Source organism: Anabaena sp. UHCC 0399, assembly GCF_034931465.1.
In the GTDB taxonomy this organism is placed as follows: domain Bacteria; phylum Cyanobacteriota; class Cyanobacteriia; order Cyanobacteriales; family Nostocaceae; genus Trichormus; species Trichormus minutissimus.
In genome coordinates this window covers 53,739-66,881 of record NZ_JAYGGZ010000003.1, presented here as the reverse complement: position 1 = coordinate 66,881, position 13,143 = coordinate 53,739, and the positions used below count along the sequence as shown (strand labels likewise).

Sequence of the window (13,143 nt, the reverse complement as noted above, 5' to 3'; positions counted from 1 at the left end):
GCTTTTTTCTTCCTCAAAAATATTTATTTAGCAAAAATGGTTCAAACTCTTTATAAGAAAGAGGTTGCAATTTTTTGTTCCCCATAGCTCAACCGTTTTAATTCATCAAAATCTATCATTCAAACTTCAGAAGTGATGAGATTTGATATACAAATTTCTTATCATAAAAACATCTATTTTTTCTGGCTTTTCAATATAATTACAGTTGACAGTAAAAATTAACGTAACAAATAATACGTTTTTAAATATATATACGAAAGATTCATGAGTCTATAAGTCTCATTTCGCAATGAACATGAATATTTTGCGTAAGTAAAATTACTTACGCAAAATCTAGTTCAAAATTATAGTAAATAACCTAACTGGCGACGAGCTTCAAATAAACCTACAGCTACACTGACGGATAGATTCAAGCTGCGAACACCTGGTTGAGCCATTGGAATGTGTAAGATGGCATCACAAATCGACAAAACTTCTGCTGGTAAGCCAGTAGTTTCACTACCGAACAATAACCAATCATCATCTTGAAATTGGTGGTAAATATAATTAGAACTACCGTGAACAGAAAAACCCAACAATCGTCCTCCACGCTCTTGATGCGCTTTTGTAAACGCCTCTAGAGATTTGTGATAGTGCAGCTTAACGTAAGGCCAGTAATCTAAACCGGCTCGTTTGAGGTAGCGATCGCTAATTTCAAATCCCAACGGACCGACTAGATGTAACTCTGTACCTGTAGCCGCACAAGTACGGGCGATATTACCTGTATTGGGGGGAATTTGCGGATTCACTAAAACTACCTGGGGCATTGTCCGTAAAACTTCTATTTGTATAAAAAGATATATTTACCATGAAAAATCTACCAATAGACAGAGGCTAATCATAGGTTTTGTTAATAAATGTCAAGCGAGTAATATAGATTAAATTTTTAAAAGCAAAAATTGATACCTTTGAGGCGTAAATACTCATGAGATTTTTGCTAAAGACGGCGAATGATCCAGTCTCTTTGAGTGTCAAAATGGTTTTAGCTGGTGAACACCCTGGGTTCTGGAAAAACCCAGGGTTATTGGCTCTCACCAATAATCTACGATTGCTATATCAATATATGATTAAGCGGCGAGAGACGAACACAATTTGTCTTGCAGTTCGATTTCGCGTTCGTAAGTTGCGGTAATAGCTTGGGTGATCACTTGCTGGCTGTCTAAACCAACTTTATGTAGTTGCAGCCAGTGTTGGGCTTCATTCCCGGCGCGGAGGATTTTCTGTAAGGGGGAAAGGAAACAGCTAAAACCTTGTTCTTTGGCGATCGCCCAAACTTCTGTATAAAGTTCAGTTATCCAATCTCTGGCTATAATCGTGCGACCATCTTGCCAATGTGTTAGTTGAGCATCCAGGCTACCACTAGCGGCTGCTATTTCGTTATTAGTAGTGATAGTGATGAGTTCTTCAGGAGAAAAAATACTTTGGGTTAGGGGATCTAAATCAGGATTTTCTATTAGTTGCAACAACCGTGCTTCTAAAAGGGCGGTGATTGAGAGTAAGGCGATGGGATCTGTCACTAAGTCGCAGATTCTTAATTCCAGGCGATTGAGATCATAAGGACGGCGATCGCCATTTGGCCTGACTGATACCCACAAGTGACGGACATTTTGCATTTTCCCTGCAAGTAGTTGCTGTTCTACCCATTCAATATGATGGGCGTGACTTGTAAACAGTGGTACATGGGTTGGTGTTTGGGGAAAAACAGCCCAACGGGAGGAGTGATAACCGGTGGCTTTACCATCTATGAAGGGAGATGAAGCACTTAAGGCTAAATATAGCGGTGCTTCCAGGCGAACCAGCCGACAAGCTCGCATTAACACTTCTGGATCATCTATACCTATATTGATATGCACGCTAGCGGTGACTACCTTGGTATTGTAGGTATTTTCGATGTAGTCGTGATAGGGGTTAGCCGGATCGGAACGCATGAAGCGATCGCTTCCACCCAAAGATAAGGTACTTCCCGGAATTAGGGTATAGTCTCCCAATGTTTGCAGGTATTTTCGCAATTCGTGCCGAGGACGCAGCAAGGCACACAACAGGCTTTCATAATTGTGCAAGGGACTGGTTACGTATTCTACATTGCGACTATCTGGTTCTCGCATAAACCCGTCCAAGTCTGCAACAATTTTATCCGAGAGACCGACTATTTCCCCTTGCGGTGTACCAGTGTACATTTCAATTTCAAAGCCTTTTAATAAGACCACTGCGTTCTCCTCGGCTCTTCCTGCCTATAGATTTTATCGACGTTAAACCAGTTTTTGTATCGACTATGAGACCTAATTTAAAGTTAAGAATTATGGAATTTGACCTTATCTACAGGCAAGGTAAATTTTGAGAGTGTAATTAACTCTCAATTCACAATTCCTCACAACCTCTAATCTCAACAAATTGATTAGAAATATTTATTTTGCGTGTGCATCTTAATACTTAGATTATCTGTTGAGGTCGGTAACGGGTGATGGGTAATCACCCATGTTTGATTATGAATTACCGATAAAAGCAGTCTCTAAGGAAAATACCGGGATTTAATGCGAATTTTCTCTTGTTGTTGCCTTGGTATGGTTGAAAATTTGCCAGTCTTTATCATCTCATAAAATGCTGCTTTCTTTACTTAAATCTTGGCAGATTACGAGTAAAAATTCGTCCCACTTGGCGTTATCCAGGCGATCGCTCTCTCTATATACTGAATGATGGCCGCGTAAATGTGTTTTGAACCTGCATTATGATTTTAGAAGCAGTAATGCTTAATGTTAAACATGGCATGGAGCAAGATTTTGAAGGTGCTTTCCCACAAGCCTCAAACATCATTTCATCGATGAATGGTTATATCTCCCATGAACTGCATAAATGTTTGGAAATAGAAGGTAAGTATTTATTACTAGTGAAATGGGAACATTTAGAAGCACATACCATCGGATTTAGAAATTCTCCTGAATATCAGGAATGGAAACAACTCCTACACCATTTTTATGATCCATTTCCTACGGTAGAACACTTTGAACCCATCTTAATTTTTCGGTAAAGGTTTGGTAAGATTTTTTTGAGTAACCAGAGGGGTAAAGCTACTATAGGCTTCATCCCTTTCATTGTGTGCTGACACCTCATAGCTGACAGCCAATAGCTAAATGCTAAATCGACCTTCACCAGAATTATCCCCACCTCTCAGACGTTTACCCGATCAACGTTGGCACATTTACCTACAAAAACCAGAATTAGCGGAAAAGTTGGCATTGGCGACGAATTTATCACCTATTATCAGCCAGCTGCTGATTAATCGCGGGATTGAAACCCTAGAACAAGCACAAGCCTTTTTAAACCCCGAATCGCTCAACTTACCGTCACCGCTAGTAGAATTTCCAGATTTGGCGTTGAGTGTGGAATTATTGCAAGATGCGATCGCCAACCAAACTAAAATTGCTATCTGTGGTGATTATGATGCTGATGGGATGACTAGCACGGCTTTACTGTGGCGCAGTCTCCGCAGTTTAGGCGCACAGGTAGATTACGCCATTCCCAGCCGGATGCACGAAGGCTATGGGATTAATCAAAGAATTGTCGAAGAGTTCAAGAATGAAGGTGTCGAGTTAATTCTGACTGTAGATAATGGGATTTCTGCTTTTGAACCTATTGCTAGAGCTAGAGAACTGGGTCTAAAGGTAATTATCACCGACCACCACGACATTCCCCAAAAATTACCCCCAGCTAACGCCATCCTCAACCCTAAACTTATCGCGGAATCTTCACCATACCGAGGTGTGGCTGGTGTGGGTGTGGCTTATATTTTGGCGGTATCTTTAGCACAGCAGCTAGGGAACACTAAAGGCTTAATTCAGCCGATGCTAGCACTGTTCACCCTGGGAACGATCGCAGATTTAGCACCCTTAACTGGTGTCAATCGTCGTTGGGTAAAACGCGGCTTAAAGCTATTACCTAAATCTCAATTACCAGGAGTACAGGCTTTGATTCAGATTGCGGGGGTGCAAGCTCAAGGAGCAGGGGAGAAATTGTCTTCCCCAATCCCCAATCCTAAAACCCTCAAACCAGAAGATATTGGCTTCCGTCTCGGCCCCCGGATTAACGCCATTGGTCGCATTGGTGATCCGCAGACGGTGATTGAATTACTGACTACGGATGATCTGGGGATAGCACTGGCGCGAGCCATCCAGTGTGAACAGGTAAATACCACCCGTCAACAATTGTGCGAACAAATTGAACAAGAAGCGATCGCTTTTGTAGAGGCGCAATTTATCACGTCTCTACAACAAGACCGGGTTTTAGTCGTTGTTCAACCTGATTGGCATCATGGTGTAATTGGTATTGTCGCCTCCCGTTTGGTAGAACGTTACGGCGTACCCGTGTTCATCGGTACTTACGAAAACGACGCACAAATTCGCGGTTCAGCTAGAGGTATTCCTGAGTTTCATGTGTTTGAAGCCTTGGAATATTGTCACGATTTGCTGGGTAAATTCGGCGGTCACAAAGCAGCCGGTGGATTTTCTTTCCCAGCAGACAACTTACAAGAATTGCGATCGCGCTTATGTGAGTTCGCTAACCAATGTCTAGAACCGCAGCACCTCAAACCGTTACTGCAAATCGATGCTGAGGCTAATTTTCATCAAATTAACCAAGAACTTTACCAACAGTTAGATGCTCTCCATCCCTGCGGTATTGATAACCCCGACCCAGTATTTTGGACATCTAATGTGAAAGTTATCGAGCAAAAAATTGTCGGTAAGGGTCACATAAAAATTACCTTTAGCCAAAATATTAGTCAGCAGGAATACGTAATTAAGGCGATCGCCTGGCGGTGGCGTGATTATTACCCTCTACCACGGCAATTAGATATTGCTTACAAATTGCGAGAAAATAATTTTAATGGCAAAACTACTCTGGAAATGGAATTGATAGGTGTCAGACTCCCCAAAGGAGAATTACAAGAGGAATCAAAGCAATCACCAGTTCCCCAATTTCGGTTATTCTATACGCCTACCCCTAAACCTTTAAGAACCAGCTTCAATTACCAGCAACGTCAATATACTTGTGCTATTTATCAAAATATTTCTCCTCCAGAGTTAAGAATCAAAAACTCTGAGGGTAAAGTGTTAATGATGCAGCCAGGGAGTAAAATCGGTTTACTAGGTACTAGTCGTGAAGATGCCCTAGAAATTGACCTCTCCTTACCCCCATATGACCATATTATTCAAGCAGCTCTCCAAGCTTTATCAGTTATGAGTACCGAGCTATGAGTTCCGAGTTTTGATTTTCACTATTTGCCAAAACCCAGCACTCAGCACTCAGCACCCTGCACTCTTAAAGGTTGCCGTTGCGGAATGCCAACACAAAAATTACAGCTGGCCCAGCAATGATGATTAATGCAACAGAGACTAGCTGGAAAATTACTTCCCAATTAATGTTAGCTATAGCGTCAAACATTTTTCTCTATTCCTCCCAATTGGCTGAAAAATTTAATTACTCAGTTGCAATACCCGCAATTAATCATATCTGGCGATCGCCAGTGATATTTAATTTACTTAATAAAAGTATAGGAAAAAACATAAAATGGCAACATGGCAATGTGTAAAACAATGTGGAGCGTGCTGTAATCTTGACCCAGCCGAGCGTCCCGAAATAGAAGATTATCTGACACCTGAAGAATTAGAACTTTACTTGAGTATGGTAGGTGAAGGTGGCTGGTGCATTAATTTTGACCATATCACACGAGAATGTCGTATCTACTCCCAGCGTCCCCGGTTCTGTCGTGTAGAAACTGAGGTATTTCAGGATATGTATGGGATTGAGCCAGAAGAAATCAATGATTTTGCCATAGAATGCTGTCAGCAGCAAATTGAGGGGGTTTATGGCGACAGAAGTCTAGAAATGCTGCGTTTCGATAAAGCTGTAGGGATTTAAAGTTATGTGAAGCTGGTTTTAATCTAAAACATCATTTTAAAGCTGCTTCCCACCAACTTCGCAGAGGATGAGTTTTAGCTGGTAAATAGCGACCTTTAAGCCGAATTGTGTTGAGTACATTACTTATTTCAGACAAATCAAGACCTGCTGCTTCTGACCAATGCTTGATTATTTCTGGTGTCGATAGAATCTGAAGATAGGGAGCTTCTTTTTGTATAAATGCGATCGCTCGTTTATCATCAGTGGCGATCGCCCATTGACGATGAACAGCTATAGCACAAGTAGCAGATTCACCATCATCACCAAGAATAGCAGCATAGTTTACATAAGATTCTTCCTCTTGTTCTGACTCAAAATCTACAACTATGAGTAAACCTTGCTCAATCGCTTCTTCAAACTGGATTGCACCCTCGTTCTCTTCTTGCTTGAGGCGTTGGAGTGTTTTTAACTCATACTCTTGAACCACTGTAGTAACTACAACCTCAGCCGAAATAGATTTCAAAATTCCCAAAAAATTACCCGACGCACAAAAATTGAGAACACAACAAGCATCAAGAAGAATGTGGGAATGATTAACCTGCATACATTACCCTCACTCCCTATCAGTCTGCATTTGACGCAAATCAAAATCAGTCGCTTCTTCCATCATTCCGCTTGAATATTCCCGTAATGCTTGTGCGATGCGGCGAGCTTCTAAGCGGTCAACACAGAGGAAATCAGCAAAACGCCCTTCAGTAATCAAACCTTGGTCTAATGCCTCAATTGCTAAATGTTGATAGTGGAGTGGCATCATATCAATCCTTTGGGGGATTTTCTCTAAGCCAAGTTCCTGTTGTACTTTTCTGACTTTCAAACCTCTATCTCGTAATTTCTCCCAAGCTCCTGTAGGCAGAAGTTCTATTTCCTCAAGCCGATAAACAAGTGCTTCTACAGAAACACCGTAATAATGGGCGAGTGTAAATAGATTAGTCGGAGTGAATTTGCCATGTGTGCAATACATATCATTGAACCGCTTAAGCAATCCACTGGTAGGCATCAGAAAATATTTGGGGAAAGTTTCCGCTAATTGCTCACTTTCTGGCATTCTTTGATACTGAGCATCAAAGTGAAACTCAGGTTTTTGCCGATGTGCTAAAAAATGCAGGTATCCATGCGCCATTGACCAACGTCGCCGCTCCTCTAAGTGATTAGCATTGATAGCCATACAGCCACCAACTTGTTTGTTATAGCTGTAAACTTCTGAGTATTTTTGTGGCATCTGCAAATAGAAGATACGTAAACCCACATCTTGTTCCAGGATGTCTCTAAGTTTGGGAATAGGAGCATCCCCCAAGCCAAGCCGTTGACGCTCTGCAATTGCGATACTCTCCGCAGCCGATTTAATCGGCATATTTTTGACCTGATACTCCAGAGGATAGTTTTGCGGCAGTGGCGCATCCATCATCTTCTCAAGTTCCAGATAATTCTGACAAAGTTCATCTAATTGCAGAATAAAAGGTTTAATTCCTGATTCTTCTTCCTCACTGCGCTGATAAACTGCTCGAAACTGTACCTCAAAAGATTGCACCACTGGACGTGGCCGAACAAAGTCACTAACGGAACATCCGTAAGCACGAGCAAGTTTAATCAGTTCATTAGGCTTGAGCCGGCGTTCTCCTTTTTCGATAGCAATCATCGTAGTACGTGCAGCATCGATGACCTTAGCTGCATCAGCCTGAGTGATGCCACACTTCTTACGTGCTTGTTGAAGGAGTTCCCCCAATGTCCGCAGGTCAATATTGTCGAGGATGTTAGTAGCCATAATATTTTCCTCAACCTTGTTGAGCAGGAGAGGTTGATTGGATGAGACTGTTATACAATTATTCTAACAATGTCAGAGATTAACTGGCTTTAAAAGCTAAAATGTCAGATTGCTTCAGCCAAAACTCTGTTGAAAAACTCCTATATTTCCCCTATTTCCCGCAGGTAAGCAGGTCTGGGTATAACTTGCCTAACCAGTGCAGCGTCAGCAGTCCAAAACTCAGCAGATGTCATCTCAGCACAAGCGAGGAATGCTGCATCATAAAGAGTTGATAAACCGTATTTTTCGGCAATTTCCCAACTTCTGATCCGGATTGCTTCTTCTTCAACGTAATCAATCGGCAGTTCGCAGAAGTCCTCAAAAAAACCTAGTGCTTCCTCTGTGGTGATGACTCCCAACCGCGTTTTCTTCCGTAGTACAGACCCAACCTCAGCCCAAGCAAAAGCAGGTGCTACTAAACGTATATTTAAGCTTAATGCTTCTGCTAGTAGGGTTACAGCTTGAGATTGATAAACTTCTGGGACAAGGTAAGGAATCCAAACGCTAGTATCTAGACACAAAACTCTAGTCACGTCTTCCTTCACCTTCTCTGAGACTGCGAATCATCTCTATAGAACTTTGTTGTATGCCAGTTTTAGCTTTGATGGTTTCGCTACGGGCAGTAATTCGTTGATGTGCAGCCCATCCTCTCCTACGTCTGACTTCAGATTCCAAAGCCTCCACCACTAAATCATTAAAGGATTCGTTGCTTCCCTTAAGTTTCTTGGCTTTGGCAAGTAGTTCCGAGGGAAAGCGAATTGTTAAAGCTTCACGTTCCATAAAATTCATTGCAACCAGTTCATGGTATCACTTACTGTAACTAGTTTATCTCACAGGAAAGTTGCATTTTTTGCAGTAGAGTTGCAATTTATTACAAAAATCTGAGAAAATGAGAAGAATATGAAAACAAACTAGTTAAAAAACTACTGCCTGTGAAACTTGACTCTGCACCTGTGACCCTTTCTGGCTTATCTCAGTCTGAAAACCAGCCAGAACTAATAGCAAGCAACAAATCTCATCTTGCTACCGCCATCATTGAGCCAGTTCAGCCTGTAGCTAGTGCTGATGGTCATAAAAAGCAGGAATCACCATTTGTTATTTTCGGTACTACTTTTATTACTATTTTTCTTGCAGAAATTGGCGATAAGACACAGCTATCAACTTTATTAATGAGTGCAGAATCTCATTCCCCGTGGGTAGTATTCTTGGGTTCTGGGGCTGCACTAATTACCACCAGCTTATTAGGGGTACTGTTAGGTAGTTGGATTTCTAAACAACTCAGTCCCAAAGCTTTAGACAAATCCGCCGGAGTCATGTTACTCTTCATCTCCGTCATGCTGTTCTGGGATGTATTACACGGTTAATCTTCCCCCTTTCCTACTCCTTACTCCTACTTCCCAAAATTATGGATTGGCATCTTTTAGGACTGAGTTTTATTACGGTTTTCATCTCCGAATTAGGCGACAAAAGTCAGCTAGCCGCGATCGCACTTTCTGGTCGTGGTCAGTCTGTACGTGCAGTCTTCTTTGGTAGTGCGGCGGCGTTACTCTTAGCCAGTTTTCTCGGTGCATTAGCTGGGGGTGCAGTCGCAGAGGTATTACCCACCCGTTTATTAAAAGCGATCGCTGCTGCGGGTTTTGCCATTCTTGCTGTACGTCTGCTGTTCTTCAAAAATGAAGAATCGTTAGATTATGAACAGACTCCTTAAATTTCCAACGGCGATGTCAATTCCCCAAATTTCCACATCTCGCCTAATTTTACGCGCTTTTGGTGAGCAAGACCTTGATGCCTATGCTAATATGTGCAGCGATCCAGAAGTGATGCGTTACATCGGTAATGGAAAACCTTTATCCCGTGAGGAATCATGGCGCAGTATGGCGATGATGCTGGGACATTGGCATTTACGTGGCTATGGGCTGTGGGCAGTTGAAGAAAAATCCAGTGGTGAAATGATTGGCAGGATTGGGTGCTGGCAACCAGAAGGATGGCCTGGACTAGAAATCGGCTGGGCTTTACGGCGACAATACTGGGGATATGGTTATGCTACCGAAGGTGCAAAGGCATCGATGGTATATGGCTTTGAAAATTTAGGACAATCTCGTTTAATCAGCTTAATCCGCCCAGAAAATCAGGCTTCTAGGCGTGTGGCTGACAAGTTAGGGGAAAAAATGCAGAGTGCGATTGCCATCTTTGGTGCTGAGGCTTTACTTTACAGTATCAACAGGGAAGATTTTAACAATGAAGGGTCAACAGAATAGCCAAATTGACACTCCCCCTGTCTTGAAATTGAGGAGTGTCAACTAAACTCTCATCCTTTATTTCACAAACATAGGCATAATTTCAGCTGCTGTAAATATGCCGTGCATCCCGCGTTGATGTAATTGTCTACCAGCTTTCAGATAACCAAAAGCAGGACCGCAGACATTAGCTGCCATACTGGTTTCATCACCCAAAGTAAAGGTATGAGTAGAAATCTTACCCTCAAAGGTGCGTCCTGTCACCTTAACGTTAGTGCTGAGGGGCTTTTTGGGGTTGCGGGTATCGACTACACCACCAACAGTCACGCGATCGCGATCTACTATCCCTGCTAACTCTAGCATCACATCATCGGCGTGTTCCATATTGGTCAAGGTAAGCACACCATTAGTTTTGTCTAGTAGTGCTTCTACCTCTGCATCAGTCATCGCCCTGGCAACTTCCACAGTATAACCAGGCATATGTCCAATATCTTCCCGAACAGTGGCGCGGTAAGCTTCCCAGTTGGCAATACCTACACCAAAAGTAATCTCTACTTGATGAACTTCGGCGTAGCTTTGGGCGGCTAAGGCGGCGGCGGCGGTTAACAGTCCGGGTGTTGCACCGCAGCCTGTCATGTAGGTGATACCAGCTGCTTGCAGTTCGTCTTTCATGGCAATTAGCTGTTCTACAGCACTGGTGCGCTTAATGGCATCTACCAACACACCGCGCCAACCAGATTTAATAAACTGGCGTGCTACAGAAGGAATAAAATCATTGGGTAGGTTAGGCAAAGCCAAAAAATACCCATCTACAGGTTGTGCGCTGTCGATTAAATCTTGAATACTGTTGTTGCTTAAATTCCCGATGGGTTCTAAATAACCCACTGAACCTTGAGACTGGTAGGTTGCAATGCAATCTTGAAAATTCAAACCTTCACCAGCGTAAGCATAACCTTTTTGATCTGCCACTGCTACCAATGTCATTTCCCGTTTACCAGCCAGTACCTTGGCGGCTGCTTGTCCGAGTCCACCGAAACCCAATACTCCGATACGTATAGCTGGCGCAATATTTGCTGTATTCATAGTCAATTACTTAAGTTGAATCACAAGCCTTAAGACTTTACCATCTCAGCTGATGGCTGATGGCGATCGCTCAAAGCTATAAAGGTTAATTATGCTTCATTATCCTAGTTTCTTCCCCAAGCAGATCAGTTTTTTTATCGGAAATTATTACTGAGTAGCTGAGGCTTGAGCAAATTTTCACGCGATATGACATCAAAGGCGATCACTAAAGGCAATGATCAGGCTATTCAAGATCCACCAACTTGAGTTATTACCAAATCATCCCCAAATTCAACACAAAACCATTTAAAACATCTTCCCCTAGAACCGTAGCAGGAGAATCTAATACCTCAACCTCTTGTCCTTGTCTATAAATCTCCAGTTGTCGAGATTTACGATTAATTAAAAAACCTAAACTTACACCGTTATCTATATATTCTTTCATCTTTTCTTGAGCAACTTTCAAACTATCACTTGGAGAAAGTAACTCAATTACAAAATCAGGACAAATGGGGGGAAACTTTTCTTTTTCTTCTTCAGTTAAAGCATTCCATCTTTCCAACTTTATCCAAGCCGCATCAGGGGAACGATCTGCACCATTAGGCAATTTAAAACAAGTCGAGGAATCAAAAGCGATGCCAGTACCATCAGCATCAGTCCAGTTAAATAATTGTTGATTTAGTCTACCATTACGATTCCCCGTTTCTCCCCCCGTAGGTGGCATAATAATTAGTTCTCCCGTGGCGGTGCGTTCAAACCTCAAGTCGCGGTTTGCTTGACATAGCTTGAAAAACTGCTCATCTGTCAGATCCAAAACTGATTGCAGATTGACGGTTAAAGCATTCATGGTGATATGGCAGCTTGAAAAATTAAGTCAGTCAAAATCCCTAGCCTAGAAACTATTCTATCCCCTTTATCATTTCTCTTCTCTACGTTCGCGGAGCGTGTCGTAGACAGAGGCTGCGCCAACGAGACGCTACGGCGAAGGGGAGAGAAGCATCTCTGGCTTAGATACCGCAAGGAGTCCAAGTAGGGATACTGAACCAAAATGATGTCATTTTTCGAGTATTTGGGCATATACATCATCAGTATCTTATGATGTTTGACTATCTAAATTTTCGTCTGCTAGAAATTTCAAGAAGCGTTCTCAACAATCGGATAAATGACACTTCTGAGTCCAAAATTGATGGTTTTGGGCGATTTTAAACATTCTTGTTTTGAATGTTACCATCTATTCATTTTTCCTTGTGCTGTCTACAGTCAACCTTCAACAATGGGACTTCCTTCCTAAACAACATTCAAACAAGTAAGGTGCGTCAGCGCATAAGAACCTTGCTATACCAAGATATTCTTTATACTGACGCACCCTACCAAATACTAATAACTAATTCGCTACTTCGGCTATTTCAATTACCCGCCCTTCATAGTCCTTGACTAGAAAATTTAGGGGTTTTTGATTACGAATCTTAAACTTTAACCCGCGTGTTTCTACCCGCAATAAAATCAACTCTAAGCAATCACGGTCAAAACAAACGTGACGTTGCTGGTTCTTAACACCTAAACTTGCACCAGTAATAACGTGGAGTTGGGTGTTTTTCTTTAATTGATACCATAGTCCATCATTGCCGTTGTTCATTGTTTTACCTGACCAACTGGGACTGGTGGACATATATAACGGATCGATCCCCGTCGCGCCTATGGTTTGTTCGTAGTTGTAGTAGTAGTGCAATGGTACTTCTGCGGCTGGCAAATCTAGCAACCCTTCATATAATTGTCGGGCAACTTCTAAATCAGACACCATCACAGTATGCACTTTGGGCGCACTGGTGAGGAATAGCCACATAGCACCTGCATAGGCTGCTAGTAGCATCACCATAATGCCTTGGGTGGAAAACAGGCTATCTAGGGGTAGAGAGGGCAAAAATGAGCCTAAAGTCAAAGGCGGGAGCAGGAACGATATCACACTAGCTGCTATAACCATGAACAAATTAGAAATTATATAAAGGAGTCGCTTTTATTATTGTCGATCAAGACTTACAAGAGGTCTTTATT

General features: G+C 42.2%; 16 protein-coding genes. 6 read left to right on the top strand and 10 right to left on the bottom strand.

Annotated features, from left to right (window positions below):
* Nucleotides 1–344: 344 nt before the first annotated feature.
* Both trmL and gshA read right to left on the bottom strand, forming a co-directional pair.
* Entirely contained in the window at nt 345–806 is a 462-nt protein-coding gene (trmL, locus tag VB693_RS02195) for a tRNA (uridine(34)/cytosine(34)/5-carboxymethylaminomethyluridine(34)-2'-O)-methyltransferase TrmL (protein WP_190700562.1), read from the bottom strand.
* A gap of 300 nt (nt 807–1,106) precedes the next feature.
* Nucleotides 1,107–2,246 carry a glutamate--cysteine ligase gene (gene gshA / locus VB693_RS02190; protein ID WP_323264864.1) on the bottom strand — a complete coding sequence of 380 codons (1,140 nt, stop codon included), beginning with the start codon at nt 2,244–2,246 and terminating at the stop codon, nt 1,107–1,109.
* Nucleotides 2,247–2,764: 518 nt separating this feature from the next.
* Between gshA and VB693_RS02185 the strand changes: the two genes are divergently transcribed.
* A complete protein-coding gene (locus VB693_RS02185; protein WP_323264863.1) occupies nt 2,765–3,064 on the top strand; it encodes an antibiotic biosynthesis monooxygenase in 300 nt (99 codons plus the stop codon).
* Nucleotides 3,065–3,167: 103 nt separating this feature from the next.
* Complete coding sequence (gene recJ / locus VB693_RS02180; protein ID WP_323264862.1) at nt 3,168–5,288, top strand: single-stranded-DNA-specific exonuclease RecJ; 2,121 nt, start codon at nt 3,168–3,170, stop codon at nt 5,286–5,288.
* Nucleotides 5,289–5,352: 64 nt separating this feature from the next.
* Here recJ and psb30 read toward each other — a convergent pair whose 3' ends face one another.
* Nucleotides 5,353–5,475 carry a photosystem II reaction center protein Ycf12/Psb30 gene (psb30, locus tag VB693_RS02175; RefSeq protein WP_190700574.1) on the bottom strand — a complete coding sequence of 41 codons (123 nt, stop codon included), beginning with the start codon at nt 5,473–5,475 and terminating at the stop codon, nt 5,353–5,355.
* A gap of 126 nt (nt 5,476–5,601) precedes the next feature.
* Here psb30 and VB693_RS02170 point away from each other — a divergent pair, with 126 nt between their 5' ends.
* Nucleotides 5,602–5,952 carry a YkgJ family cysteine cluster protein gene (locus VB693_RS02170; RefSeq protein ID WP_190700577.1) on the top strand — a complete coding sequence of 117 codons (351 nt, stop codon included), beginning with the start codon at nt 5,602–5,604 and terminating at the stop codon, nt 5,950–5,952.
* 31 nt (nt 5,953–5,983) lie between these two features.
* Here VB693_RS02170 and VB693_RS02165 read toward each other — a convergent pair whose 3' ends face one another.
* From VB693_RS02165 to VB693_RS02150, 4 genes are all read right to left on the bottom strand, one after another.
* Nucleotides 5,984–6,535 carry a hypothetical protein gene (locus VB693_RS02165; protein ID WP_323264861.1) on the bottom strand — a complete coding sequence of 184 codons (552 nt, stop codon included), beginning with the start codon at nt 6,533–6,535 and terminating at the stop codon, nt 5,984–5,986.
* Between the two features lie 9 nt (nt 6,536–6,544).
* Nucleotides 6,545–7,753 carry an ImmA/IrrE family metallo-endopeptidase gene (locus tag VB693_RS02160; protein WP_323264860.1) on the bottom strand — a complete coding sequence of 403 codons (1,209 nt, stop codon included), beginning with the start codon at nt 7,751–7,753 and terminating at the stop codon, nt 6,545–6,547.
* Nucleotides 7,754–7,893: 140 nt separating this feature from the next.
* Nucleotides 7,894–8,325: a type II toxin-antitoxin system VapC family toxin gene (locus VB693_RS02155; RefSeq protein ID WP_323264859.1), complete on the bottom strand. Its 432-nt coding sequence runs from the start codon at nt 8,323–8,325 to the stop codon at nt 7,894–7,896.
* Nucleotides 8,318–8,572, bottom strand: a complete 255-nt coding sequence (locus tag VB693_RS02150) for a YlcI/YnfO family protein (protein WP_323264858.1) — start codon at nt 8,570–8,572, stop codon at nt 8,318–8,320. Before VB693_RS02150 ends, VB693_RS02155 begins: the two co-directional genes overlap by 8 nt.
* A 152-nt stretch (nt 8,573–8,724) precedes the next feature.
* Here VB693_RS02150 and VB693_RS02145 point away from each other — a divergent pair, with 152 nt between their 5' ends.
* From VB693_RS02145 to VB693_RS02135, 3 genes are read left to right on the top strand one after another with little or no spacing between them, the layout of a single operon-like run.
* Nucleotides 8,725–9,156, top strand: coding sequence for a TMEM165/GDT1 family protein (locus tag VB693_RS02145; RefSeq protein ID WP_323264857.1), 432 nt, complete (start codon nt 8,725–8,727; stop codon nt 9,154–9,156).
* Nucleotides 9,157–9,197: 41 nt separating this feature from the next.
* Nucleotides 9,198–9,500 (top strand): TMEM165/GDT1 family protein, encoded by a 303-nt coding sequence (locus tag VB693_RS02140; protein ID WP_190700584.1) that lies wholly within the window; start codon nt 9,198–9,200, stop codon nt 9,498–9,500.
* 13 nt (nt 9,501–9,513) lie between these two features.
* Nucleotides 9,514–10,050, top strand: coding sequence for a GNAT family N-acetyltransferase (locus VB693_RS02135; protein WP_323264980.1), 537 nt, complete (start codon nt 9,514–9,516; stop codon nt 10,048–10,050).
* A gap of 57 nt (nt 10,051–10,107) precedes the next feature.
* On the opposite strand, the gene bioU is transcribed toward VB693_RS02135, so the two are convergent.
* The 3 genes from bioU to VB693_RS02120 all read right to left on the bottom strand — a co-directional run bounded on the left by bioU (nt 10,108) and on the right by VB693_RS02120 (nt 13,072).
* Nucleotides 10,108–11,112: a (S)-8-amino-7-oxononanoate synthase BioU gene (gene bioU, locus VB693_RS02130; protein ID WP_237992318.1), complete on the bottom strand. Its 1,005-nt coding sequence runs from the start codon at nt 11,110–11,112 to the stop codon at nt 10,108–10,110.
* A 250-nt stretch (nt 11,113–11,362) separates the two neighbouring features.
* Nucleotides 11,363–11,938 (bottom strand): Uma2 family endonuclease, encoded by a 576-nt coding sequence (locus tag VB693_RS02125; protein ID WP_323264856.1) that lies wholly within the window; start codon nt 11,936–11,938, stop codon nt 11,363–11,365.
* A gap of 537 nt (nt 11,939–12,475) precedes the next feature.
* Nucleotides 12,476–13,072 (bottom strand): glyoxalase-like domain protein, encoded by a 597-nt coding sequence (locus tag VB693_RS02120; protein WP_190700593.1) that lies wholly within the window; start codon nt 13,070–13,072, stop codon nt 12,476–12,478.
* Between the last annotated feature and the right edge of the window lie 71 nt (nt 13,073–13,143).

What these genes read in the sequence shown, in the direction of transcription:
- bioU (WP_237992318.1), bottom strand. Translation starts at nt 11,112, where the DNA reads ATGAATACAGCAAATATTGCGCCAGCTATACGTATCGGAGTATTGGGT.
- VB693_RS02120 (WP_190700593.1), bottom strand. Translation starts at nt 13,072, where the DNA reads ATGGTTATAGCAGCTAGTGTGATATCGTTCCTGCTCCCGCCTTTGACT.
- VB693_RS02170 (WP_190700577.1), top strand. Translation starts at nt 5,602, where the DNA reads ATGGCAACATGGCAATGTGTAAAACAATGTGGAGCGTGCTGTAATCTT.
- VB693_RS02135 (WP_323264980.1), top strand. Translation starts at nt 9,514, where the DNA reads ATGTCAATTCCCCAAATTTCCACATCTCGCCTAATTTTACGCGCTTTT.
- psb30 (WP_190700574.1), bottom strand. Translation starts at nt 5,475, where the DNA reads ATGTTTGACGCTATAGCTAACATTAATTGGGAAGTAATTTTCCAGCTA.
- VB693_RS02125 (WP_323264856.1), bottom strand. Translation starts at nt 11,938, where the DNA reads ATGAATGCTTTAACCGTCAATCTGCAATCAGTTTTGGATCTGACAGAT.
- VB693_RS02160 (WP_323264860.1), bottom strand. Translation starts at nt 7,753, where the DNA reads ATGGCTACTAACATCCTCGACAATATTGACCTGCGGACATTGGGGGAA.
- trmL (WP_190700562.1), bottom strand. Translation starts at nt 806, where the DNA reads ATGCCCCAGGTAGTTTTAGTGAATCCGCAAATTCCCCCCAATACAGGT.
- VB693_RS02150 (WP_323264858.1), bottom strand. Translation starts at nt 8,572, where the DNA reads ATGGAACGTGAAGCTTTAACAATTCGCTTTCCCTCGGAACTACTTGCC.
- VB693_RS02140 (WP_190700584.1), top strand. Translation starts at nt 9,198, where the DNA reads ATGGATTGGCATCTTTTAGGACTGAGTTTTATTACGGTTTTCATCTCC.
- VB693_RS02165 (WP_323264861.1), bottom strand. Translation starts at nt 6,535, where the DNA reads ATGCAGGTTAATCATTCCCACATTCTTCTTGATGCTTGTTGTGTTCTC.
- recJ (WP_323264862.1), top strand. Translation starts at nt 3,168, where the DNA reads ATGCTAAATCGACCTTCACCAGAATTATCCCCACCTCTCAGACGTTTA.
- VB693_RS02185 (WP_323264863.1), top strand. Translation starts at nt 2,765, where the DNA reads ATGATTTTAGAAGCAGTAATGCTTAATGTTAAACATGGCATGGAGCAA.